The 21,685-nt window shown below is 69.4% G+C and carries 23 protein-coding genes; 11 read left to right on the top strand and 12 right to left on the bottom strand.

The features are described from left to right. Window positions 1-58 precede the first annotated feature (58 nt). Both NFU04_RS16335 and tldD read left to right on the top strand, forming a co-directional pair. Window positions 59-3,838 carry a YhdP family phospholipid transporter gene (locus NFU04_RS16335; RefSeq protein WP_285835108.1) on the top strand — a complete coding sequence of 1,260 codons (3,780 nt, stop codon included), beginning with the start codon at window positions 59-61 and terminating at the stop codon, window positions 3,836-3,838. Beyond that, a complete protein-coding gene (gene tldD / locus NFU04_RS03055) occupies window positions 3,835-5,304 on the top strand; it encodes a metalloprotease TldD (RefSeq protein ID WP_251308047.1) in 1,470 nt (489 codons plus the stop codon). The genes NFU04_RS16335 and tldD overlap by 4 nt, the downstream gene beginning before the upstream one ends. Before the next feature lie 91 nt (window positions 5,305-5,395). Here the strand turns inward: tldD and yjgA are convergent, their stop codons facing one another. After that, window positions 5,396-5,902 carry a ribosome biogenesis factor YjgA gene (yjgA, locus tag NFU04_RS03060; protein WP_251308048.1) on the bottom strand — a complete coding sequence of 169 codons (507 nt, stop codon included), beginning with the start codon at window positions 5,900-5,902 and terminating at the stop codon, window positions 5,396-5,398. Between the two features lie 92 nt (window positions 5,903-5,994). Between yjgA and pmbA the strand changes: the two genes are divergently transcribed. Then, window positions 5,995-7,335: a metalloprotease PmbA gene (gene pmbA / locus NFU04_RS03065; protein ID WP_251308049.1), complete on the top strand. Its 1,341-nt coding sequence runs from the start codon at window positions 5,995-5,997 to the stop codon at window positions 7,333-7,335. Window positions 7,336-7,465: 130 nt separating this feature from the next. Here pmbA and NFU04_RS03070 read toward each other — a convergent pair whose 3' ends face one another. The 11 genes from NFU04_RS03070 to NFU04_RS03120 all read right to left on the bottom strand — a co-directional run bounded on the left by NFU04_RS03070 (window position 7,466) and on the right by NFU04_RS03120 (window position 15,795). Beyond that, window positions 7,466-7,735 (bottom strand): HPr family phosphocarrier protein, encoded by a 270-nt coding sequence (locus NFU04_RS03070; RefSeq protein WP_251308050.1) that lies wholly within the window; start codon window positions 7,733-7,735, stop codon window positions 7,466-7,468. Continuing rightward, complete coding sequence (gene rapZ / locus NFU04_RS03075; protein ID WP_146802332.1) at window positions 7,722-8,645, bottom strand: RNase adapter RapZ; 924 nt, start codon at window positions 8,643-8,645, stop codon at window positions 7,722-7,724. Before rapZ ends, NFU04_RS03070 begins: the two co-directional genes overlap by 14 nt. Before the next feature lie 38 nt (window positions 8,646-8,683). Continuing rightward, window positions 8,684-9,172: a PTS IIA-like nitrogen regulatory protein PtsN gene (gene ptsN, locus NFU04_RS03080; protein ID WP_146802331.1), complete on the bottom strand. Its 489-nt coding sequence runs from the start codon at window positions 9,170-9,172 to the stop codon at window positions 8,684-8,686. Between the two features lie 6 nt (window positions 9,173-9,178). Beyond that, window positions 9,179-9,487 (bottom strand): ribosome hibernation-promoting factor, HPF/YfiA family, encoded by a 309-nt coding sequence (hpf, locus tag NFU04_RS03085; RefSeq protein WP_146802330.1) that lies wholly within the window; start codon window positions 9,485-9,487, stop codon window positions 9,179-9,181. Window positions 9,488-9,651: 164 nt separating this feature from the next. Further along, complete coding sequence (locus NFU04_RS03090) at window positions 9,652-11,064, bottom strand: RNA polymerase factor sigma-54 (protein WP_251308051.1); 1,413 nt, start codon at window positions 11,062-11,064, stop codon at window positions 9,652-9,654. Window positions 11,065-11,415: 351 nt separating this feature from the next. Continuing rightward, window positions 11,416-12,141 carry an LPS export ABC transporter ATP-binding protein gene (gene lptB, locus NFU04_RS03095; protein WP_251308052.1) on the bottom strand — a complete coding sequence of 242 codons (726 nt, stop codon included), beginning with the start codon at window positions 12,139-12,141 and terminating at the stop codon, window positions 11,416-11,418. Window positions 12,142-12,149: 8 nt separating this feature from the next. Beyond that, on the bottom strand, window positions 12,150-12,662 hold the full coding sequence (gene lptA / locus NFU04_RS03100) for a lipopolysaccharide transport periplasmic protein LptA (RefSeq protein WP_251308053.1): 513 nt from the start codon (window positions 12,660-12,662) through the stop codon (window positions 12,150-12,152). 34 nt (window positions 12,663-12,696) lie between these two features. Further along, complete coding sequence (lptC, locus tag NFU04_RS03105; protein WP_251308054.1) at window positions 12,697-13,275, bottom strand: LPS export ABC transporter periplasmic protein LptC; 579 nt, start codon at window positions 13,273-13,275, stop codon at window positions 12,697-12,699. Next, the gene (locus tag NFU04_RS03110) at window positions 13,262-13,831 is read right to left on the bottom strand and encodes a KdsC family phosphatase (protein ID WP_146802325.1); all 570 of its coding nucleotides are present in this window, start codon (window positions 13,829-13,831) and stop codon (window positions 13,262-13,264) included. The genes lptC and NFU04_RS03110 overlap by 14 nt, the downstream gene beginning before the upstream one ends. A 13-nt stretch (window positions 13,832-13,844) precedes the next feature. Then, on the bottom strand, window positions 13,845-14,825 hold the full coding sequence (locus tag NFU04_RS03115; RefSeq protein ID WP_251308055.1) for a KpsF/GutQ family sugar-phosphate isomerase: 981 nt from the start codon (window positions 14,823-14,825) through the stop codon (window positions 13,845-13,847). Between the two features lie 31 nt (window positions 14,826-14,856). Next, window positions 14,857-15,795, bottom strand: a complete 939-nt coding sequence (locus NFU04_RS03120) for a calcium/sodium antiporter (protein ID WP_251308056.1) — start codon at window positions 15,793-15,795, stop codon at window positions 14,857-14,859. Between the two features lie 138 nt (window positions 15,796-15,933). On the opposite strand from NFU04_RS03120, the gene NFU04_RS03125 reads away from it, so the two are divergent. The 8 genes from NFU04_RS03125 to hisG all read left to right on the top strand — a co-directional run bounded on the left by NFU04_RS03125 (window position 15,934) and on the right by hisG (window position 21,477). After that, entirely contained in the window at window positions 15,934-16,746 is an 813-nt protein-coding gene (locus NFU04_RS03125) for an ABC transporter ATP-binding protein (RefSeq protein WP_146802322.1), read from the top strand. Beyond that, on the top strand, window positions 16,743-17,525 hold the full coding sequence (mlaE, locus tag NFU04_RS03130; protein WP_146802321.1) for a lipid asymmetry maintenance ABC transporter permease subunit MlaE: 783 nt from the start codon (window positions 16,743-16,745) through the stop codon (window positions 17,523-17,525). Before NFU04_RS03125 ends, mlaE begins: the two co-directional genes overlap by 4 nt. A gap of 94 nt (window positions 17,526-17,619) precedes the next feature. Continuing rightward, window positions 17,620-18,084, top strand: coding sequence for an outer membrane lipid asymmetry maintenance protein MlaD (mlaD, locus tag NFU04_RS03135; RefSeq protein WP_251308057.1), 465 nt, complete (start codon window positions 17,620-17,622; stop codon window positions 18,082-18,084). Between the two features lie 29 nt (window positions 18,085-18,113). Beyond that, complete coding sequence (locus NFU04_RS03140) at window positions 18,114-18,767, top strand: MlaC/ttg2D family ABC transporter substrate-binding protein (RefSeq protein WP_251308058.1); 654 nt, start codon at window positions 18,114-18,116, stop codon at window positions 18,765-18,767. Next, window positions 18,764-19,102, top strand: a complete 339-nt coding sequence (locus NFU04_RS03145; RefSeq protein WP_251308059.1) for an STAS domain-containing protein — start codon at window positions 18,764-18,766, stop codon at window positions 19,100-19,102. The genes NFU04_RS03140 and NFU04_RS03145 overlap by 4 nt, the downstream gene beginning before the upstream one ends. A gap of 154 nt (window positions 19,103-19,256) precedes the next feature. Then, the gene (locus NFU04_RS03150; protein WP_146802317.1) at window positions 19,257-19,511 is read left to right on the top strand and encodes a BolA family protein; all 255 of its coding nucleotides are present in this window, start codon (window positions 19,257-19,259) and stop codon (window positions 19,509-19,511) included. A gap of 8 nt (window positions 19,512-19,519) precedes the next feature. Further along, window positions 19,520-20,782: a UDP-N-acetylglucosamine 1-carboxyvinyltransferase gene (murA, locus tag NFU04_RS03155; protein WP_251308060.1), complete on the top strand. Its 1,263-nt coding sequence runs from the start codon at window positions 19,520-19,522 to the stop codon at window positions 20,780-20,782. A gap of 41 nt (window positions 20,783-20,823) precedes the next feature. Further along, window positions 20,824-21,477 (top strand): ATP phosphoribosyltransferase, encoded by a 654-nt coding sequence (gene hisG / locus NFU04_RS03160; RefSeq protein WP_251308061.1) that lies wholly within the window; start codon window positions 20,824-20,826, stop codon window positions 21,475-21,477. The last annotated feature ends 208 nt before the right edge of the window (window positions 21,478-21,685 follow it).

Here is a 21,685-nt window from a genome sequence, read left to right on the forward strand (position 1 = left end):
GCCAGGACGGCCCGGGGCCGGCGGCGAAGGAGGCGAGGCCGATGAACGAGGGGCAGTCATGACGGGGTGGCGAATCGCCGGGCGCTGGGCCTTGACCCTGCTGGCCCTGGGGCTGTTGAGCCTGGCCCTGATCGTCTCGGCCTGGCGCCTGGCCGCCGGCCAGGCGGATGCGCTGCGCGAGCCCCTGGAACGGGTGCTGGTCGAGCGCACCCGGGCCGAGACCCGGATCGGTGCCCTGACGGCGGAGACCCGCGGGATCGATCCTTCCCTGGCCCTCCATGACCTGCGCCTGAGCCTGGACGAGCGTCCCCTGCTGGAATTGCGGCGTGCCGAGTTGCGCCTGGATACCCTGGCCTCCCTGCGTGCCGGCATGCCGGTGACCTCCCGGGCCCGGGTGCAGGGGCTCACCCTGCACCTCTATCAGGGGGAGGGGCGCAACTGGCACTGGCCGCGCCCCGCCGAGCTGCCCTTCGAGGCGTCCCATGATGTCGATCTCTCCCGCCTGGACGCCTGGATCGGCCTGCTGCTGCGTCAGCGCCTGGACGCCCGCCAGGTGCGCCTGGTGCTGCATGGTCGCGAGCGCCGCGTGGAGCTGCAGGCGCCCAGCCTGCTGTTGACCGGCGACGAGCGACGCCTGCACCTGGAGGGCTGGGCCCATGTGGCCGGCCAGGAGCAGACCACCCTGGAGGTGGTGGCCGAGGTGCTGCCGGGCCAGCGTGGCCTGGCCGACTTCAATGCCGCCCTGCAGGCCCGCATGGAGCTCTCCAGCCTGGCCGAGCTGGTCCGCCAGTTGAGCGGCGACGAGCCCCTGCGCCTGGAGCGGGCGGAAGGGGAGGCGATCCTCTGGGGGCGCTGGCACCGGGGGGCCCTGGAGGACGTGCGCCTGGCCCTGGATGTGCCGGCGCTGGCCATCGGGCACGATCAGGCCAGCCTGGCGCTGGCGGATATTCGTGCCGAGGGGCAGTGGCTGCGCGACGGCGAGGCCTGGAACGCCTGGCTCAACCTGGCGGCCAGTGCCGACGCCGAGGGCCTGGCCCAGGGGCCGGCGTTGCCCAGCCGCTGGCGGCTGAGCGGCGACGGCACGGACTGGTGGGCGATCACCGACGGCTTCGAGCTGCCGGCCCTGGCCGACTGGAGCGAACGACTGCCACTGCCCCAGGGGCTGGTGCGCCTGCTCGGCACCCTGGATCCCCAGGGCTGGGTGGAAGGCTTCGCCTTCGGTCGTCGCGACGGGCACTGGCTGGCCCGGGGTGCCCTGCGTGAGGTGGCGGTGTCGCCCTGGGAGGATGCCCCCGGCGGCGGCCCCCTGGATGCCTGGGTCGAGGCTAGGGACCTGGCCGGGGAGGTGCGCTTCATCGGCGTCGCCGATACCACCCTGCACTTTCCGCGGTTGTTCACCGCCCCCATGGCCCTGGACGCCGCCTCCGGGGTGGTGGGCTGGACCTATGCCGATGGCCTGACCCGGGTCAGCGGCCGCGACCTGCACGCCGACTGGCGCGGGGCCGAGGTGAACGGCGACTTCGGCCTGGTGCTCGGCAACGGCGGGCCCGGGGTGCTCGGCCTGGAGCTGGACCTGCGTGACGTGGACGCCCGCGACACGGCCCTGAGCGAGTGGCTGCCCATGGGCGCCTTCGGCGACGAGCTGGGCGACTGGCTGTCCGGGGGGATCGCCGGGCGGGTGAGCCGGGGCCATCTGGCGCTGCACCAGCCGCTCTTCGAGGGGGCGGGGGCCGAGGAGATGCGCCTGGACCTCGAGCTGGCCATCGAGGAGGGGCGCTTGCCTTACCTGCCGGGCTGGCCGGCCCTGGACGACGTGCAGGGGCGCCTGACCCTCACCGACCTGAGCCTGGAGGCCGCGATCGACCGCGCCGAGAGCCGGGGCCTGACGATCCGCGACGGACGGGTGACCCTGAGCCCCGACGGCGAGCTGGCCGTGAATGGCGGCGTCGAAGGGGGGCCGGAGGCGCTGGTCGACTATTTGACCGCCACCCCCCTGGAGGGGCTCGAGGCCCTGGATGATTGGGCCTGGCCCGAGGCCGGGCGCCTCGAGGGCCGGCTGGACCTGGCCCTGCCGCTGAGCGATCCCGAGGCCCTGGCGCTGGATGTCGAGACGACCCTGGACCTGCCCCGGGCCCGCTATCGCCCCCTGGACCTGGACCTGTCCACGGTTACCGGGCCCCTGGCCTATCGTTATCGGGCCGGCGAGGGAGGGCTGGAGGGGCGCCTCGAGGGGCAGGCGCTGGGCGGCGCCGTGACCGCGACCCTGGCGGGGGAGCGGGTCGACTTCGAGGGGCAGGCCGAGGCGTCGCGGCTGCTGGCCTGGGGAGGATTGCCCGGCGAGGGGCTGCCGATCACCGGGCGGCTAGCCTATCGCGGCGGCCTGACCCTGACCGATGCCGGGGCCCGGTTGCGCCTGGATAGCTCTCTCGAGGGGCTGGCGCTGGAGCTGCCGGCTCCCTTCGCCAAGTCGGCCGAGGCGCGCCGCCCGCTGTGGCTGGAGATGGATACCGCCGGCGGGCGCCTCGACGCCGAATTGCAGGGGCTGGCCCGGCTGCGCTGGCGGGAGCAGAGCGCCCAGGGACCCCAGGGGCAGCTGTGGCTGGAGGGCTGGCCGGAGTCGCCCACCTGGCCGGTGCGCCCCGGCCTGGAGATCAGCTGGCGACCGGCGCGGCTCGACCCCGCCCCCTGGGCGGCGGCCCTGGCGCCCTTGGCGCAGGCGGGCGGGTCGGGGGCGTCGCCCGCGCTGACCCTGGATCTGGCCACCGATTGCCTGCTGCTGGATGCGCGTTGCCTGGGGTCGCTGCGCGCCCGGGCGACGCCCGAGGCGGGGAACTGGCGACTCGATCTGGGCGGCAGCCTGGCGGAAGGGCAGGCCAGCTACCGCCCCGCCAGCACGCGGCCTTTGGCGATCGAGCTCGAGCGTCTCGACCTGGATGCGCTGCTGCCGGCCCCCAGCGAGGGCGTGGCGCTGTTCGAGGAGGTGGCGGTGCCCCCCCCGCCGGAACCCCTGGCCGACTGGGCGCGGCGGCTGCCGGCGGGGCGCCTCGAGGTGGCGAGCCTGGTGCGCCAGGGGCAGCGCTTCGGGCCCCTGAGCGCCGAGTGGCAGGCCACGGAGGCGGGGCTGCGCCTCGCGCCCCTGCGCCTGACCCTGGGCGAGCTGGAGGCCAGCGGCGAGTTGGTCTGGGAGGCCGCCGGGGCGGAGGCCAGCCTGACTCGCGGCCGCCTCGACCTCGCCGGCGGCGACCTGGGCACGGCCCTGGAGCGCCTCGCCCAGCCGGTGGCGATCCGCAATGCCGAGACCCGCGTCGACGCCCGGCTGGCCTGGCCCGGCGCGCCCTGGCAGTTCGACCTGGCGCGCTCCCGGGGCAGCCTCGAGGTGGACCTGACGGATGGCCATTTCCGCTATATCGACTCGCCCTCCGCCAAGCTGATCGGCCTGCTCAACTTCGATAACCTGCTGCGCCGCCTGCGGCTCGATTTTTCCGACGTTACCCAACGCGGCACCGCCTTCGACAGCGTGATGGGAGTGGCCACCCTCTATGATGGTATCCTCGAGACTCAGGGGCCGGTGGAGGTACGCGGCCCGGCCACTTCCTTCAGCCTCGATGGCCAGGTGGACCTGGCGCGGCGGGAGCTCGATCACCACCTGGCGGTTACGTTACCCTTGAGTCAGAACCTGCCGCTGGCGGCGGTGGTGGCCGGTGCTCCCGTCGTGGGTGGCGCCCTCTTTATCGCCCACCGCCTGTTCGGCGGTGTCATCGACCGGGTGACACGAATTCACTATCGCGTGGAGGGGCCCTGGACCTCGCCACGGATCACACTGGAAGACGCCGAATGAATCAACCGACTAGCGTTCCCGCGGCGGATCGTGTCCTGGACACCGCCGTCGCCACCCTGTTGGCGCCGACGGGCCTCGGCCTCGACGACCTGGATGCCGGCCTCGGCCATGCCCTGGGAGCGGGCATCGACTTCGCCGACCTCTACCTGCAGCGCAGCTGGCACGAGAGCTGGGTGCTGGAGGACGGCGAGGTCAAGGAGGCCGGCTATAACATCGACGGCGGCGTGGGGGTGCGCGCCATGACCGGCGAGAAGACCGGTTTCGCCTACTCCAACCAGATCACCGCCGAGGCCCTGGCCGAGACCGGCCAGACCGCCTCGGGGATCGCCCGTGGCGGCCAGCGATTGTCGCCCCAGGCGGTGGCGGTGCCTGGCCACCCCGCCCGCTACGGCGCCGAGGACCCCCTCGCCGGCCTCTCCGCCGAGGAGAAGATCGCCCTGCTCAAGGAGGCGGATCGCATCGCCCGGGCGGCGGATCCCTCGGTGAGCCAGGTCAGCGCCTCCCTCACCGGCCTCTACGAGGTGGTGTTGGTGCGTGCCAGCGACGGCACCCTGGCGGCGGACCTGCGCCCCCTGGTGCGCTTCAATGTCAGCGTGATCGCCATCCGCAACGGCCGCCGCGAACGGGGCAGCGCCGGCGGTGGCGGCCGCTATCCCATGGCGCGGCTGCGCGACGAGGGGGTGGCCGAGCGCTACGCCAAGGAGGCGGTGCGCCAGGCCCTGGTCAACCTGGAGGCGGTGGACGCCCCGGCCGGCCAGCTGCCGGTGGTGCTGGGTCCGGGCTGGCCGGGCATCCTGCTCCACGAGGCGGTGGGCCATGGCCTCGAGGGCGACTTCAATCGCAAGGGCAGTTCCGCCTTCGCCGGGCGCCTCGGCGAGCGGGTCGCCGCCCCCGGCGTCACGGTGGTGGACGACGCCACCCTGGCCGATCGCCGCGGTTCCCTGACCATCGATGACGAGGGCACCCGGGGGCAGTACACCCCGCTGATCGAGGACGGCATCCTGACCGGCTATATGCAGGACAAGCTCAATGCCCGGCTGATGGGTATGGCGCCCACCGGCAACGCGCGCCGCGAGTCCTATGCCCATATGCCCATGCCGCGCATGACCAACACCTATATGCTGGCGGGTCAGGACGATCCGGCCGATATCCTCGGCAGCGTCAAGCGCGGCATCTACGCGGTGAGCTTCGGCGGCGGCCAGGTGGATATCACCTCCGGCAAGTTCGTCTTTTCCGCCAGCGAGGCCTACCTGATCGAGGACGGCCGCATCACCGCCCCGGTGAAGGGGGCGACCCTGATCGGCAATGGTCCCGAGGCCATGGGCCGGGTGTCGATGATCGGCCACGACCTGGAACTCGACACCGGGGTCGGCGTCTGTGGCAAGGAGGGGCAGGGGGTGCCGGTGGGGGTCGGCCAGCCGACCCTCAAGCTGGACGAGCTGACCGTGGGCGGGACGCAGTCCTGAGGCTGGAAGCGCGCCGCGTCAAGGCGGGAAGCTGGAAGAACACGCCATGACGTGGCGGGTTTCGGTAACTTCCGGCTTCACGCTTTGGGAGTTACAGCCCGGCGATATCGCGGATCAGCTTGAACAGCTTGCGGGAACTGGCCGGGGGCTTGTCGGCGGCGCGCTCGCGCTGGGCATTGCGGATCAACTGGCGCAGCGCCTGGCGATCGGCGTCGGGGAAGTCGGCGACGAAGGCCTCCAAGGCCTCGTCGCCCTCGTCGATCAGGCGATCCCGCCAGCGCTCCAGGCGGTGGAAGGCGTGGTCGCGGCGCAGCTTCTCCTGCTCGAATTCATCGAAGGCGGCCTGGATCGCCTCGGTGTCTTCCTTGCGCATCAGCTTGCCGACGTACTGCATATGGCGGCGGCGTGCCTCCCGGGCGCGGATGCGACCGGTCTCCTCCACGGCGGCGAGCATGTCGTCGGAGAGCGGCAGCTTGGCGCGCTGCGCCTCGGAGAGGGCGATGATCTTTTCGCCCAGGGCCTGCAGGGCGTGCATTTCCTGCTTGCGCTGGGTCTTGCTCTGCCAACCGTCTTGGTCGGCGGGGGAATCGAAGGACATGCCATTACCATCAGCATCGGAATGTAGGGCAGAGTATACCAGCCTGGCCGGTGCGCGTAGCATCCACACAGAATGATCAGAGGGAGAATCAGATGACACAGGCTTTCGATGCCGCCGCCCAGCAGGCGTTGCTGGAGTCGCGGGTAGCGGCCGCCCTGGCGCAGGCCGAGCGGCTGGGCGCCGACGCCTGCGAGGTAGGCGCCAGCGTCGACCAGGGGATCGGCGTCAGCGTGCGCCTGGGCGAGGTGGAGAGCGTCGAGCTCTCCCGGGATCAGGGCTTCGCGATCACCGTCTATGTGGGAAGCCGCAAGGGCAGCGCTTCTTCCTCGGATACCGGCGAGGCCTCGGTGAGCGCGGCGGTGGAGAAGGCCCTGGCCATCGCCCGCCATACCGGCGAGGACCCGGCCGCGGGCCTGGCGCCGGCGGAACTGATGGCTCGCGAGCTTCCGGACCTGGAGGTGCATCATCCCTGGGCACTGACCACCGATGCCGCCATCGGCCTGGCCCTGGCCTGCGAGGCCGCCGGGCGCGGCGTCGAGGGCATCAGCAACTCCGACGGCGCCAGCCTCTCCAGCGGCGAGGGGGTGCGGGTCTACGGCAATAGCCATGGCTTCCTGGGCAGCCAGCGGGGCAGCCGGCACTCGCTCTCATGCATGCTGATCGCCGAGGATGCCCAGGGCATGCAGCGCGACTACGACTACAGCAGCGTGCGCGACCCGCGGCAGTTGCGCTCCGCCGAGGCGGTGGGGGCCAGCGCCGCCGAGCGTACCCTGCGTCGGCTGGGCGCCCGGCGTCCCGCCACCGGGCGCTTCCCGGTGCTCTTCGACCCCACCCAGGCCGCGGGCCTGGTGGGGCACTTCCTCGGCGCCATCGCCGGTGGGGCACTCTATCGCCAGGCCTCCTTCCTCTGCGACCGCCTCGGCGAGCCGCTCTTCCCGGAGTGGTTCTCGCTGGTGGAGCGGCCCCTGGAGCGTGGTGCCATGGCCAGCGCCCCCTTCGACAACGACGGCGTCTATACCCGCGACAACACCTTTATCGACGGCGGCCGCCTGGCCAGCTATATGCTCTCCGCCTACAGCGCCCGGCGGCTGGGCATGGAGAGCACCGGCAACGCCGGCGGTGCCCGCAACGTGCGCCTCCAGGCGCCCCTGGCCAGCCGCGAGGCCCTGCTCCGGCAGATGGGTCGCGGCGTCCTGGTCACCGAGCTGATGGGCCAAGGGGTCAATGGCGTGACCGGGGACTACTCGCGGGGCGCGGCGGGCTTCTGGGTGGAGAACGGCGAGATCCAGTACCCGGTGGAGGAGTTCACCATCGCCGGCAACCTGGGGCAGATGTTCGCCAACCTGGCCGGCGTCGGCGAAGACATCGATACCCGCGGCAGCATCCATACCGGTAGCTGGCTGATCGACGATATGACCATCGCCGGAAGCTGACGCCGGGCGCGTGACGCGAAAGGAAAATCGCCCCCATGGCTTGCCATGGGGGCGATTCACATTAGGCTGCCTTCCAGCTTCCAGCTTCCAGCTTCCAGCTTCCAGCTTCCAGCTCCGGCGAAGCCGGGAGCTATTCCCCTTCGTCGAAGCGAGCCTCGACCAGCGCCGTCAGGGCGTCGAGGACCGCCTCGGCGTCACTGCCCTCGGCGCTGACGGTGAGCCGGCTGCCGCAGGGGGCGGCCAGCATCAGCAGGGCCATGATATTGGCGGCGTCGGCGTCGCGCCCCTGGTGGGACACGGTGACGCGGGCGTCATGGCCCTGGCAGCACTGTACCAGGCGGGTGGCGGCGCGGGCGTGGAGGCCGCGCTTGTTGATCAGGGTCAGCTCACGGCTCGGCATGCCTCGAGCTTCCTTGCAGGGGGCTGGCATCTTGCTCTCCCAGGTCGGTGTGAATGCCCAGTTCCCGATGGCGAAGGCGCAACCCCGGATAGTCGGCGGCGAAGTGGCGGGCCAGGCGCTCGGCCAGGTAGACCGAGCGGTGCTGGCCGCCGGTGCAGCCGATGGCCACCGTCACATAGCTGCGCCGGCTGGCCTGGTAGGCGGGCAGCCAGCGCTCCAGCCATTGCTGGATATCCGCGGCCATGGCCGCCACCTCCGGGTAGCTCTCCAGGAAGTCGATCACCGGGGTGTCGCGGCCGTTGGCGTCCCTCAGGCGCGGATCCCAGTAGGGGTTGGGCAGGCAGCGAGCGTCGAAGACGGTATCGGCATCCAGGGGCACCCCGCGCTTGAAGCCGAAGGACTCCAGGGTCAGGGTCAACTGGCCGGCCTGGTGGCCCGCCACCTGTTCGGTGATCCGCGAGCGCAGGTCATGCAGCGACAGCCGCGAGGTGTCCACCACCAGGTCGGCCAGGTCGCGGATCTCCCCCAGCGCCTGCTCCTCCCGCTCGATGGCCTCGGCCAGGGTCATCTGGCTGTTGCGGGTCAGCGGGTGGCGACGCCGGGTATGGGAGTAGCGCTCCAGCAGGATTCGGGCATCGGCGGTCAGGTAGACGATCTGGGCCTGGATGCCACGCTGGCGGACCTCATCGAGCAGCTGCGGGAAGCGCCGCAGGGCGCCGGGCAGGTTGCGGGCGTCGATGCTGACCGCGATGGCGTCGTAGTGGGCGTCGTCGGCCTGCAGCTCGTCGACCAGGGAGCCCAGCAGCATGGCCGGCAGGTTATCGATGGCATAGAAGCCCAGGTCTTCCAGGGCCTGAAGGGCGATCGATTTCCCCGACCCGGAGCGGCCGCTGATGATCACCAGTTGCATGGGAGCCTCCTGGCTGCCTGAGGGGTGGCGCCAAGCACTCAGGGCGAGGCGGGGGGGCCGGCCTCGGCGTGGCGCTCGATGGCCTCGATCAGGGTATCGTAAAGCTGGCGTTGGCTGTCGCTCTTGCGCAGCCGTTGACGGGTCTCGGCATCGTTCATGATGCCGGCCACCTGAGCCAGCAGGGCCAGGTGGGTATCGTCGGCCTCTTCCGGCACCAGCAGCACGAACACCAGGTCGACGGGCTCGCCGTCCACCGCATCGAAGTCCACCGGCTCGGCGAGCTTGAGGAAGCCGGCCAGGGGCGCCTTGCAGTGGGCGTTACGGGCATGGGGGATCGCGACGCCATGGCCGATGCCGGTACTGCCCAGGCGCTCGCGACCGATCAGTCGGCTGAAGACTTCCTGGCTATCGAGGCTGGGGGTGTTCTGAGCGATAAAGGTGCTGAAGAATTCCAGCACCCGTTTCTTGCTCCCCCCGGGGACATCGAACAGCGCCCGCTCGGGGGGAAGGATGGATTGCAGAGTCATGGAGGGTTAGCGGGCACCGGCGCCCTGGGCGCGGGCCTGAGCCTTTTCCTTGTGTTTCACCAGTTGGCGGTCGAGCTTGTCGGCGAGCGCATCGATAGCGGCATACATGTCGCCATCCTGGGCTTCGGCGTGCAGATCGGCACCGGCAGCGTGGAGTACGCAAGCGGCTTGCTGGCGTTCTTTCTCGACGGACAGGGTGAACTGTGCCGTGGTGATATTGTCGTAATGCCGCTCCAGTCGTGCGAGCTTCTCGTTCACATAGTCACGCAGTGCATCGGTCAATTCGACGTGATGGCCGGTGATATTGACTTGCATGGCACGCTCCTCTTCCTGCGGGTGTCATCTCGATTGTAACCCTTTTTTCGCCCCTGCAAACCCCTTGGCGTCGGGGATTTCCAACGCAAGCCTTATCGGATTTTTATCCCATTGAGATCAATGGGATAAATGGTTTTTCCGAGAATCGACGAAGGCGTTGCCGGTCAGGAGAGACGCTTGCGCTCGCTGGAGGGGGGGATGCCCATGGCCTCGCGATACTTGGCCACGGTGCGCCGCGCCACCTGAATGCCATCCTCGGCGAGCAGGCTCACCAGCTTGCTGTCGGAGAGTGGCTTGCGCGGCGGCTCCTCGCCAATCAGCTTCTTGAGCCGGGCGCGAATGGCGGTGCTGGAGTGGGCGTCGCCCTCGCCGCCCCCCACCTGGCTGGAGAAGAAGTACTTGAGCTCGAAGACCCCGCGGGGGGTGTGGATGTACTTCTGGGTGGTGACCCGGGAGATGGTCGATTCATGCATCTCCACCGTCTGGGCGATATCCGCGAGCACCAGGGGCTTCATGGCCTCTTCGCCTCGCTCGAGGAAGTCGAGCTGGCGGGTCATGATCTCCTGGCCCACCCGCAGCAGGGTGTCATTGCGGCTGGAGAGGCTCTTGAGCAGCCAGCGTGCCTCCTGCAGGTGCTGCTTCATGAAGGTGTTGTCGTCGCTCTTGTCGGCGCGGCGGATCAGCGCCGCATAGTCGGGCTGGATGCGCATCCGCGGCAGCGCCTCGGGATTGAGCTCGATCCGCCAGCCATCGCGGTCATGGCGGGCGATCAGGTCGGGGATTACATAGTCGCTGCCGCCCTCGGCATAGGCCTGGCCGGGGCGCGGGTCGAGGCTCCGGACCAGCTGGATCAGCGTATCCAGCTGGTCGTCCTCGAGGCGCAGGCGGCGCTTGAGCAGCTTGCGATCGTCCCCCGCCAGGGCCTCGAGGAACTGGCGCACCAGGCGCTTGGCCTGGGGCAGCAGGGGGGTGTCGTCGGGGAGGGCGCCGAGTTGCAGCAGCAGGCACTCGCGCAGGTCGCGGGCGAAGACCCCGGTGGGCTCGAACTGCTGCAGGCGCATCAGCAGCGCCTCCACGTCGCCGACCTTGAGGCCGGCGAGGTCCTGCTGGCGCAGCCCCTCGGTGATCTCCTCCAGGGGCAGGGTCAGGTAGCCGTTGGCATCCACGGCATCGATCAGGCTCTCGGCGATGGCCCGCTCACGGGGCGCGGTCAGGTCGGTCATGGCCAGCTGCCAGGTCAGGTGATCGCGCAGGCTGGGAACATCGGCATTGCGCTCGAAGTCCGGCGCCTCGCCGCCACCGCTGGGGGCCATGTCCTGATAGGTGTCGGACCAGTCGCTGTCCACCGCCAGTTGCTCGGGAATCGCCTCGGACCAGTCGTCCTCCTTGGGCGCCTCCACCGCCAGTTCGCCGTAGGCCTCGTCCAGTTCCAGCATGGGATTGGACTCCAGGGCCTGCTGGATCTCCTGGCGCAGGTCGAGGGTGGAGAGCTGCAGCAGGGCGATGGCTTGCTGCAGTTGTGGGGTCATGGTCAGCTGTGTGCCGACCCTGAGCTGCAACGAGGGTTTCATTGCCATGGTGAGCTAGGGTTCCGCGACAAAGGTGGGAGACACGGTAGCCCGCCGCCGGTGCCTGTGCAAGCCCATTGGGCATGACTTCGTAGCAAGTTATATGCCAGCCGCAATGAATATGCCAAATCGATCTCGTGGCTAAGACTTTCAGCGAATTGGCAGCGGCGATTCCCCGTGGTTTCGCAGGCTTTGTCTGAAAAGTCGGCGAGCGAAGGTCAGACAAGGCAAAAATCGGCGAAAAGACGGACCGGGCTCGCGTACGAGTTTACGCGGTGTAAATGAGTACTTTGATCGGACTCGCGCACGAGCCGATTTTTAACGCCGTATGGCCGAGCGCAGCCAGTTTTCGGGCATAGCCTAGAGGCGGAAATCCTCGCCCAGATAGACCTCACGCACCCGGCGGTTGGCGAGGATCGCCTCGGCATCGCCCTCGGCGATGATCTGGCCGTCGCCGACGATATAGGCGCGGTCGCAGATATCCAGGGTCTCGCGCACGTTGTGGTCGGTGATCAGCACGCCGATATCCCGCGCCTTGAGGGCACGGATGATGCCCTTGATCTCGCCCACCGAGATGGGATCGACGCCGGCGAAGGGTTCATCGAGGAGGATAAAGGTGGGCTCGGTGGCCAGCGCCCGGGCGATCTCCACCCGGCGCCGCTCGCCCCCGGAGAGGCTCATCCCCAGGTTGTCGCGGATATGGGTGATATGAAAGTCGTTGAGCAGGGCCTCCAGGCGCGCCTGACGACCGGCGCGATCCAGGTCCTGGCGGGTCTCGAGGATGGCCAGGATATTGTCGGCCACCGACAGCTTGCGGAAGATCGACGCCTCCTGGGGCAGGTAGCCGATGCCGGCCCGGGCGCGTTCATGCATGGCCGCCGCGGAGAGGTCCCGGTCGTCGATGGCCACCCGGCCCGCGTCGGCGCGCACCAGGCCGACGATCATGTAGAAGGAGGTGGTCTTGCCGGCGCCATTGGGGCCGAGCAGGCCCACCACGCTGCCCTGCTCGATGGCGAGGCTGATATCGTGAACCACGCGGCGGCGCTTGTAGCTCTTGGCCAGGTGACTGGCGGTCAGGGTCTTCATGGCGGCCCTTACTGCTGTTCCGGGGTGAGGGTCATGCGGACTCGCTGGCGCTCGGTGCCCTCGGCGTCGGCCCGGGCCTCCACTAGGCGGCGGTCGATCAGATACTCCACATAGGCGCCGTTGAAGGTGTCGGCGCCGCGGTGCAGTTCGGCGCGGTCGATCAGCTCCACCCGTCGCTCGGCGGCATGGTAGACGATGGTGCGGCCCCAGCCCTGGACCCGCTCGCCGTCGGCGGGGGTCTGCTCCAGGTAGGCGCGCTCGCCGGTGGCGGTGAGTCGCGACACCTCGCCGGCGTCGTTGCGCTGAATCTCGACCCGGGCGCCGGTCAGGTGCAGGCTGCCCTGGCGAATCTCCACCTCACCGCTGTAGACGGCGGTACCGGCGCGGTCGTCCAGTTCCAGGCGGTCGGCCTCCACTTCGATGGGCTCGTTCTGCTGAGCCAGGACGGGGGCGGTCAGGGTCAGGCCCAGCAGGCCGGCGGCGAGCCAGCCGATCAGGCGCTGGCGGGGGGGGTAACTCATGATGGGGTCCTCATGGAAGCGGCAGGGGCATCGCTCACTGCCGGGCCGGCGGATGGTGGCCGCGTACCCGGCCTTCCAGGTGCAGGCGCTCGTCCTCGAGCCAGGCCTCGAAACGCTCGGCCTCGACGCGCTGTGGCGGGGCGTCGAAGCGCGCGGGCACGTCACTCCAGGCATGGCCGGTGCGGGTGTTCAGGTGCAGCTCCTGGGTATCGAGCCGCCAGCCGGCATCAGGCGCATTGAGCCTGGCGTCGCCGCTCAGCGTCAAGCGCTGATCCGCCAGGGTGCCCTGTTCGCCTCGCACGGTCCAGCGTCGTCCGGCGTTGTCGAGGAGTTCGGCTCGGGGGGCCTCGGCGCGCAGTACGTCGTCGTGGGGCGTATGCACCAGGCGCGGGCTGTTCAGGCGCTGATAGGCCAGGCCCTCGGCGTCGTAGCGTACGAGTTCCGCCTGCTCCAGGTAGTAGTCGGGTTCGCCGGCCTCGTCCTGGGGCACGGGGCCCGGCGGCGTCGGCTGCCGGTCGGTGAGCAGCACCAGCACGCCGCCCAGGGCCAGCAGCAGGAGCAGCAGGGCCAGGCGGCGGACCAGCGGCGTGGCCAGGCGCTCAGCGGTCGTCATGGCCCTGGCCGTGCAGGTAGGTGTCGATTACCGCGCCCCAGTGACCCTGCGCCTCCAGCAGGGTGTCGCAGATCTCGCGCACGGCGCCATGGCCGCCGCTGCGTTCGGTGACCCAGTCGGCCTGGCTGCGGATATAGGCGGGGGCATTGGGCACGCTGATGCCGAGCCCGGCCCGACGAATCGCCGCCAGGTCCGGCAGGTCATCGCCGGCGTAGGCGATGGTCTCCCACTCCAGCTCGAGGCGCTCGGCGAGTTGGGCGAGGGCGGCGAGCTTGTCCTCGCGGCCCTGGTAGACATGGGCAATGCCCAGGGCCGCGGCGCGGCGACTGACCATGGGGGAGTCGCGGCCGGTGATCAGGGCGACTTCCACCCCGGCGCGGCGCAGCAGCTTGATGCCCTGGCCATCCTGGGTGTGGAAGGCCTTGATCTCCACGCCATCGGCCTGGAAGTAGAGGCGCCCATCGGTGAAGACGCCGTCCACGTCCAGGGCCAACAGTCGTACCCGCCGGGCGCGGTCGAGCAGGGTCGGATCGAGCAGGGGGGAGTCGAAGGTCATGATGAGAGATTCCTTAGATTACGCCGCTGGCCAGCAGGTCGTGCATATGCAGGGCGCCGACCGGGCGGCCGGCGTCGTCCACCACCGCCAGGGCGGTGATGCGATTGTCCTCCATGACCCGCACCGCCTCGGCGGCCAGTACCTCGGCACCGATGCGCTTGCCGGGGCGGGTCATGACGTCGTCCACCTTGAGCCGGCTGAGGTCGGTGTGCTGGTCCAGGGTGCGCCGCAGGTCGCCATCGGTATAGACCCCGGCGAGGTGGCCCGTCTCGTCCACCACGCAGGTGAACCCCAGGCCCTGGCGGGTGATCTCCAGCAGGGCGTCGCGCAGCGGGCTGCCCAGGGGCACCGTCGGCAGGCGCTGGCCCTGATGCATCAGGTCGCCGACCTTGAGCAGCAGGCGGCGGCCCAGGCTGCCGCCGGGGTGCGACAGGGCAAACTCCTCGGCGGTGAAGCCGCGGGCCTCCAGCAGGGCCACCGCCAGGGCGTCGCCCATGGCCAGGGCGGCGGTGGTGGAGGCGGTGGGGGCCAGGTCCAGGGGGCAGGCCTCGCGTTCGACGCCGGTGTCCAGGTGGGCATCGGCGTGGCGGGCCAGGGTCGAGGCCGGGCGCCCGGTAAGGCTGATCAGCGGCGTGCCGAGGCGCTTGAGCAGCGGCAGCAGGGCGGTCACCTCGCTGGTCTCTCCGGAATTGGAGAGGGCGATCACCACGTCGCCGCGGGTGATCATGCCCAGGTCGCCGTGGCTGGCCTCGCCGGGGTGCACGAAGAAGGCCGGGGTGCCGGTACTGGCCAGGGTGGCGGCCAGCTTGCCGCCGATATGACCGGACTTGCCCATGCCGGTGACCACCACGCGGCCGCGGCAGGCCAGCAGCAGCCGGCAGGCCTGGTCGAAGTCGCCGTTGAGGCGGGGAATCAGGGCGCCCAGGGCCTGCTGTTCGAGCTGCAGGGTGCGGCGGGCGCTGGCGCGGAAGTCGAAGTCGGGTGTCGGTGTCATGGGGAGATTGTTGCCGGTTGCGGGGCGGGGCTCAAGTCATGTCGACGGCCAGCAGGCCGAGGTAGCCCAGATAGGCGAGGAGCATCAGGGCGCCGGGCAGGCGGCCCAGGCGGCCGCGACGCTGCCACAGCAGCCAGGCACCGAGGGCCAGGGTCAGCACCAGCATTACCGGCACGTCACGCTGGCCGGCGGCGGCGTCCACGGCCCCCGGGGCCAACAGGCCGGGAATCGGCAGTACCGCCAGCATATTGAAGAGGTTGGAGCCGATGACATTGCCGATGGCCAGGTCATGATGCCGGCGCAGGGCGCTCATGACGCAGGCGGCGAGCTCCGGCAGGCTGGTGCCGATGGCCACCAGGGTCAGGCCGATCACCAGTTCGCTGACGCCGAAGCCGGCGGCGATCTGACTGGCGCCCCATACCAGCAGGCGCGAGCTGGCCACCATCAGCACCAGGGTCACCACCAGCCAGCCCAGGGCCGGCCCCAGGCGCAGGGCGGGAATCTCGTCGTCGAAGGCTTCGTCGGGGGTGTCGGCGCGAAACAGCCACCATAGGCTGAAGCCGAGCAGGGCCGCCAGCAGCAGGGCGTCGAGGTGGCCCAGCTGGCCGTCGGCCAGGGCGTAGCCGGCCAGGCCGGTGGCACCCAGCAGCAGAGGCAGCTCGCGACGCACCAGGGAGAAGCGCACCGGGATCGGTGCCACCAGGGCGGTGGCGCCCAGCACCAGGGCGATATTGGCGATATTGGAGCCCAGGGCGTTGCCGGTGGCCAGGTCGGGGAGGCCATCCAGGGCGGCCATCAGGGCCACCAGCATTTCCGGGGCCGAGGTGCCGAGGGCGACGATGGTCATGCCGACCAGCAGCCGACTCATGCCCGCCCGATAGGCGGTGGCGGCGGCGGCCCCGACGAAGCGGTCGGCGCTCCACAGCAGGCCGGCGAATCCGAGCAGCACGGCGAGCAGGGCGATCGGCATCGAAGCGTTCCTTGGTGGACGAGGGCGCCCATTAAACGCGTGAGCGAGCGCCGAATCAAGGGAGGCGCCGCCGAGGGTAGTCGGAACGGGCCCGGTTAGGATACGATGTTCGATAATTATCCAAGGAAACCCGGAGCGATGACGGATACCCCTCTGGTGGAAGTGGACGATCTCCACTTCTCCCGCGGCGACAAGGAGATCTTTCGCGGGGTCTCGATGCGCATTCCCCGTGGCAAGATCACCGCCATCATGGGGCCCAGCGGCACCGGCAAGACCACCCTGCTGAAGCTGATCGGCGCCCAGCTCGCGCCCGACGCGGGGCGGGTGCGCATCGACGGACAGGACGTCCACGCGCTCTCCCGCAAGGCGCTGTTCCGGCTGCGTCGGCGCATGGGCATGCTGTTCCAGAGCGGGGCCCTGTTCTCCGACCTGGATGTCTTCGAGAACGTGGCCTTCCCGCTGCGGGTGCATACCGATCTGCCGGAGCCGATGATTCGCGACCTGGTGCTGATGAAGCTGCAGGCGGTGGGGCTGCGCGGGGCGCGTCACCTGACGCCGGCGGAGCTCTCCGGGGGCATGACGCGTCGCGTGGCCCTGGCCCGGGCCATCGCCCTGGACCCGGAACTGATCCTCTATGACGAGCCCTTCGTGGGCCAGGACCCCATCTCCATGGGGGTGCTGGTGCAACTGGTCAAGCGCCTCAATGAGGCCCTGGGCCTGACCGCCGTGGTGGTCTCCCACGACATCAAGGAGACCCTCTCCATCGCCGACTATGTCTATGTGATCGCCGACGGCCAGGTGATGGCCGAGGGCACGCCGGCCAGCCTCGACGTGGAGCGGGACCCGCGGGTCAGCCAGTTCGTGCATGGCGAGCCGGACGGCCCCGTGCCCTTCCACTACCCGGCGGTGGACTTCTACCGGGATATCCTCGATACGGGGAGACAGCGATGATTCCTCGCGTTATCGCCCTCGGGCGCCACGGCTGCGATCTGCTCGAGGCCCTGGGGCGTTCCGGCCTCTTCCTGGCCCAGTCGGCCCTGGGCTGGCCCTCCCGGGAAGGGCTCTATCTGTGGCTTCGCCAGATGCACTTCGTCGGGGTGCTGTCGCTGGCCATCGTGCTGGTCTCGGGCCTCTTTATCGGCATGGTGCTGGCGCTGCAGGGCTACACCATCCTCATCGATTTCGGGGCCGAGCAGGCCCTCGGCCAGATGGTGGCCCTGTCGCTGCTGCGGGAGCTGGCGCCGGTGGTGGCGGCGCTGCTGTTCGCCGGGCGCGCCGGCTCGGCCCTGACCGCCGAGATCGGCCTGATGAAGGCCACCGAACAGCTCACCAGCATGGAGATGATCGGTGTCGATCCCCTGCGCCGGGTGGTGGCGCCGCGCCTCTGGGCCGGCTTCGTGTCGTTGCCGCTGCTCACCGTGGGCTTCAGCGTGGTGGGAATCTATGGCGGCTTCCTGGTGGGGGTCGAGTGGCTGGGACTCTTCGAGGGCTCCTACTGGAGCAATATGCAGGCCAGCGTCGACTTTATCGCCGACGTGGGTAACGGCATGCTCAAGAGCTTGGTGTTCGCCCTGGTGGTGACCTGGATCGCGGTCTTCCAGGGCTATGATCTGATCCCCACCTCGGAGGGAATCTCCCGGGCCACCACCCGCACCGTGGTCTACTCCTCCCTGGCGGTGCTGGGGCTCGATTTCGTGCTGACCGCGGTGATGTTCGGGGGCCTGTCATAAGGCGTGTTAATCAATGGAGGCGGCCTATGCCAGGCGGCAAGCAACGGGCAATGCAGGGAAGTGAACGGGCAGTGATGGTTGGCGGAGAGCGCGCATGAAACGTAGCAAGACGATGGAGCTGGGGGTCGGGCTCTTTATGCTGGCCGGCATCCTGGGCCTGGTATTCCTCGGCCTGAGGGTCAGCGGCCTGAGCCTGACGGTGCCGGCGGACACCTTCACCCTGCAGGCCAACTTCGCCAATATCGGCGGCCTCAAGCCTCGCGCCCGGGTCACCATGGCCGGGGTCAATGTGGGGCGGGTGAGTGCCATCGAGCTGGATACCGACTGGTACGATGCCCGGGTCACCCTGGAGCTGGACGGCGCCCTGGAGGGGCAGCTCTCCCGGGATACCACCGCGGCGATCCTTACCGCCGGCCTGCTCGGCGAACAGTATGTCGGCCTCTCGCCGGGGGGTGACCCCGAGACCCTGGGCGATGGCGATACCCTTAGCGATACCCAATCGGCCCTGGTGCTGGAAGAGCTGATCCAGCAGTTCGTGTCGAATATGGTCCGTGACTGAGTCACCCCCCGAGAAAAAAGGATGGCCCCATGAAGACCCTTTCCCCGACCCTGCTGCGTCCCTGGCTGCTGCTGCTGTGCCTGATGCTGGCGCTGCCGTCCCTGGCCCAGTCCGGCGACTCCCCCGAGCGACTGATCCGCGACAGCATCGATGAGCTGATGGGGCAGATCGAGGGGCGACGCGACTATTTCGCCGACAACCTCGATGAGCTGGAGGCCCTGGTCGACGAGAGCCTCGAGGAGGTCGCCGACTTCCGCTATATCGGCGCCAGCGTGATGGGGCGTTACTTCCAGAATGCCACCCCCCAGCAGCGGGCGCGCTTCGCCACCACCTTCCGCCAGACCCTGATCGACACCTACGTCAAGGGGCTGGTGACCTTCGATTATCGCGAGCTGCGGGTGCTGGACAATCAGCGTCCTTCGCGTCAGCCGGATCAGGCCAGCGTCGAGATGGAAGTGGTGGCCGGCGACGGTCAGGTCTATCCGGTCAGCTATTCCCTGCGCCTGAGCGATGGGCGCTGGAAGGTGGTCAATGTGATCGTCAACGGCATCAACCTGGGGCTGACCTTCCGCAATCAGTTCGATCAGGCGATGCGCGACCAGGGGCGCGACTACGACGCCGTGATCGATACCTGGGCGCCGGAGGTGGGCGCCGAGGCCCTGGAAGAGGGGCGTGGTGCATGACGCTGCTGCTCGAGGCCCGGGGGGTGCGCCTCTCGGCCGAGGGGGAGCGCCTGCGCGTGGACGGGGAGGTGGACTTCGATGTCGCCGCGCCCCTTGCCGCCGCCGGTAGCGACTGGCTGGCGAGCCTGACATCGGGCCGCCGGGTGGTGATCGACCTGGGCGGCGTCGACCGGGTCAGCAGCGCGGCCCTGAGCGTGCTGCTGCAATGGCTGCGCGACAGTCGCGGCGCCGGCGTCGAGGTGGACGAGGTGGCGCTCTCCGAGCCCCTGGCCCGGCTGACCCGCCTGGCCGACCTCGATGCCCTGCTGCCCGGGGCGAGGGGCGCGAGCTCCTGAACGGCGCCTGTCGCGCCCCGGCGACAGCGCCTCGGCCGTGTTGTCGCCGCGCGCCGCCATCGCCATCGGCGGCGCTTTTGATTACCATGGGCCTCCACGATTTCCGCTGCGCCCGCCGAGGGCGCCTGCTACCCACTCAAGGAGGCTTACGCCCATGCAACCCAGTGATGTCAAGGCGCGGCTCGAGGCCCAGATCGAGGGCTGTGACTTCCATATCCAGGGCGAAGGCTGCAACTTCCAGGTGATCGCCGTGGGCGAGGTCTTCGAGGGGCTCTCGCCGGTGAAGCGTCAGCAGCTGATCTACGGCGCCCTCGCCGAGGAGATCGCCAGCGGCGCCCTGCACGCCGTGAGCATCAAGACCTATACCCCGGCCCAGTGGCAAGGGGCCCCGGAAAACACCGGAGCCTGAGCCGCCACATGGACAAGTTGATCATTACCGGCAACGGTGCCCTCGACGGTGACGTCTGGGCCAGCGGCGCCAAGAACTCGGCCCTGCCGATCCTCTGCGCCACCCTGCTCTCCGAAGGGCCGGTGACCATCGGTAACCTGCCCCACCTGCAGGACATCACCACCACCTTGGAGCTGCTCGGGCGCATGGGGGTCGAGCCGGTGATGGGCGAGAAGATGACCATCCAGCTCGACGGTGCCCAGGTGCGCGATTGCCATGCGCCCTACGAGCTGGTCAAGAAGATGCGCGCCTCCATCCTGGTGCTGGGGCCGCTGCTGGCCCACTTCGGTCACGCCGACGTCTCCCTGCCGGGCGGCTGCGCCATCGGTTCGCGGCCGGTGGACCTGCATATCCGCGGCCTGGAGGCCATGGGCGCGGAGATCCGCGTCGAGGGCGGCTATATCCGCGCCCGGGTCGAGGGTCGCCTCAAGGGCGCGACCATCTTCTTCGACACCGTCACCGTGACCGGCACCGAGAACCTGCTGATGGCCGCCACCCTGGCGGAGGGCACCACGGTGCTGGAGAACGCCGCCCGGGAGCCCGAGGTGGTGGACCTGGCCGAGTGCCTGATCGGCATGGGCGCGAAGATCACCGGCCACGGCAGCGATACCATCACCATCGAGGGGGTGGAGCGGTTGCATGGCTGCTATCACGACGTGATGCCGGATCGTATCGAGACCGGTACCTTCCTGGTGGCCGCCGCCGTGACTCGCGGCCGCGTCAAGGTGCGCCGTACCCGGGCCGACGTGCTGGAAGCGGTGCTGGCCAAGCTGGAGGAGGCCGGGGCCAAAGTGACCACCGGCGACGACTGGATCGAGGCGGACATGGAGGGGCGCCGGCCCCGGGCGGTGAACATTCGCACCGCCCCCTATCCGGCCTTTCCCACCGACATGCAGGCCCAGTTCGTGGCCATGAATGCGGTGGCCGAGGGCACCGGGCGGGTGGTGGAGACCATCTTCGAGAACCGTTTCATGCACGTCCAGGAGCTCAATCGCATGGGCGCCAGCATTGCCCTGGAGGGCAATACCGCCGTGGTCACCGGCGTCGAGCGCCTCTCGGGGGCCCCGGTGATGGCCACCGACCTGCGCGCCTCCGCCTCCCTGGTGGTGGCGGCGACCATGGCCGAGGGCGAGACCCTGGTGGACCGCATCTATCATATCGATCGGGGCTATGAGTGCATCGAGGAGAAGCTGCAGCTGCTCGGCGCCAAGATCCGTCGCGTGCCCGGTTAGGCGCGCCTGGCCACCGATTTCCTGGACCTGTGAAGGCGACTATGTCTAAACAACTGATCCTGGCCCTCTCCAAGGGCCGCATCCTCGACGAGACCCTGCCGCTGCTGGCGGACGCGGGTATCGAGCCCGCCGAGGACCTGGGCAAGAGCCGCAAGCTGCTCTTCGATACCAACCTGCCCGATGTCAAGCTGGTGGTGATTCGTGCCACCGACGTGCCCACCTATGTGCAACTGGGCGCCGCCGATCTCGGCGTGGCCGGCAAGGACGTGCTGCTGGAGCATGGCGTCGAGGGACTCTACGAGCCCCTCGACCTGGAGATCGCCAAGTGCAAGCTGATGACCGCGGGGGTCGCCGGCGCCGAGCCCAGCCGGGCCCGGCGTCGGGTCGCCACCAAGTTCGTCAATGTGGCGCGTCGCTACTATGCCGAGCGGGGCATTCAGGCCGAGGTGATCAAGCTCTACGGCGCCATGGAGCTGGCGCCGCTGATGAACCTGGCCGACGAGATCGTCGATATCGTCGATACCGGCAATACCCTGCGCGCCAATGGCATGGAGCCCCGCGAGCTGATCGCACCCATCAGCACCCGGCTGGTGGTCAACAAGGCCGCCATGACCATGAAACACGAGCGCCTCAAGCCGCTGCTGGAGCGCCTCGAGGCCGCCGTGGCGGCGCGCCGCCAGGCCGCCGAGGCCTGAGTCGTTTCAGGGCGAAGGGATGCCGGGGCAGGGCGGAGCAAAGCGTCTTTTTCAAGGACGAAAAAGTCGAGCGCCCAGGGAAGGGTTCACAGCGTCTTTGCGAAGCTCTGCCCCAGGCAAGTCCCCGCTCCACTAGGAATCATGGTGGATGACGCCACCTGCCCATCTAGGGCCTTCAGGATTGCTCGCCGGCATCGATGGCGGCATG

The sequence above is a fragment of the Halomonas sp. NCCP-2165 genome, from assembly GCF_023708045.1.
Lineage (GTDB): Bacteria > Pseudomonadota > Gammaproteobacteria > Pseudomonadales > Halomonadaceae > Bisbaumannia > Bisbaumannia pacifica.

Bases quoted from the DNA above. Each gene is read 5' to 3' on its own strand.
- NFU04_RS16335 (WP_285835108.1), top strand. From the start codon at position 59: ATGACGGGGTGGCGAATCGCCGGGCGCTGGGCCTTGACCCTGCTGGCC.
- tldD (WP_251308047.1), top strand. From the start codon at position 3,835: ATGAATCAACCGACTAGCGTTCCCGCGGCGGATCGTGTCCTGGACACC.
- yjgA (WP_251308048.1), bottom strand. From the start codon at position 5,902: ATGTCCTTCGATTCCCCCGCCGACCAAGACGGTTGGCAGAGCAAGACC.
- pmbA (WP_251308049.1), top strand. From the start codon at position 5,995: ATGACACAGGCTTTCGATGCCGCCGCCCAGCAGGCGTTGCTGGAGTCG.
- NFU04_RS03070 (WP_251308050.1), bottom strand. From the start codon at position 7,735: ATGCCGAGCCGTGAGCTGACCCTGATCAACAAGCGCGGCCTCCACGCC.
- rapZ (WP_146802332.1), bottom strand. From the start codon at position 8,645: ATGCAACTGGTGATCATCAGCGGCCGCTCCGGGTCGGGGAAATCGATC.
- ptsN (WP_146802331.1), bottom strand. From the start codon at position 9,172: ATGACTCTGCAATCCATCCTTCCCCCCGAGCGGGCGCTGTTCGATGTC.
- hpf (WP_146802330.1), bottom strand. From the start codon at position 9,487: ATGCAAGTCAATATCACCGGCCATCACGTCGAATTGACCGATGCACTG.
- NFU04_RS03090 (WP_251308051.1), bottom strand. From the start codon at position 11,064: ATGGCAATGAAACCCTCGTTGCAGCTCAGGGTCGGCACACAGCTGACC.
- lptB (WP_251308052.1), bottom strand. From the start codon at position 12,141: ATGAAGACCCTGACCGCCAGTCACCTGGCCAAGAGCTACAAGCGCCGC.
- lptA (WP_251308053.1), bottom strand. From the start codon at position 12,662: ATGAGTTACCCCCCCCGCCAGCGCCTGATCGGCTGGCTCGCCGCCGGC.
- lptC (WP_251308054.1), bottom strand. From the start codon at position 13,275: ATGACGACCGCTGAGCGCCTGGCCACGCCGCTGGTCCGCCGCCTGGCC.
- NFU04_RS03110 (WP_146802325.1), bottom strand. From the start codon at position 13,831: ATGACCTTCGACTCCCCCCTGCTCGATCCGACCCTGCTCGACCGCGCC.
- NFU04_RS03115 (WP_251308055.1), bottom strand. From the start codon at position 14,825: ATGACACCGACACCCGACTTCGACTTCCGCGCCAGCGCCCGCCGCACC.
- NFU04_RS03120 (WP_251308056.1), bottom strand. From the start codon at position 15,795: ATGCCGATCGCCCTGCTCGCCGTGCTGCTCGGATTCGCCGGCCTGCTG.
- NFU04_RS03125 (WP_146802322.1), top strand. From the start codon at position 15,934: ATGACGGATACCCCTCTGGTGGAAGTGGACGATCTCCACTTCTCCCGC.
- mlaE (WP_146802321.1), top strand. From the start codon at position 16,743: ATGATTCCTCGCGTTATCGCCCTCGGGCGCCACGGCTGCGATCTGCTC.
- mlaD (WP_251308057.1), top strand. From the start codon at position 17,620: ATGAAACGTAGCAAGACGATGGAGCTGGGGGTCGGGCTCTTTATGCTG.
- NFU04_RS03140 (WP_251308058.1), top strand. From the start codon at position 18,114: ATGAAGACCCTTTCCCCGACCCTGCTGCGTCCCTGGCTGCTGCTGCTG.
- NFU04_RS03145 (WP_251308059.1), top strand. From the start codon at position 18,764: ATGACGCTGCTGCTCGAGGCCCGGGGGGTGCGCCTCTCGGCCGAGGGG.
- NFU04_RS03150 (WP_146802317.1), top strand. From the start codon at position 19,257: ATGCAACCCAGTGATGTCAAGGCGCGGCTCGAGGCCCAGATCGAGGGC.
- murA (WP_251308060.1), top strand. From the start codon at position 19,520: ATGGACAAGTTGATCATTACCGGCAACGGTGCCCTCGACGGTGACGTC.
- hisG (WP_251308061.1), top strand. From the start codon at position 20,824: ATGTCTAAACAACTGATCCTGGCCCTCTCCAAGGGCCGCATCCTCGAC.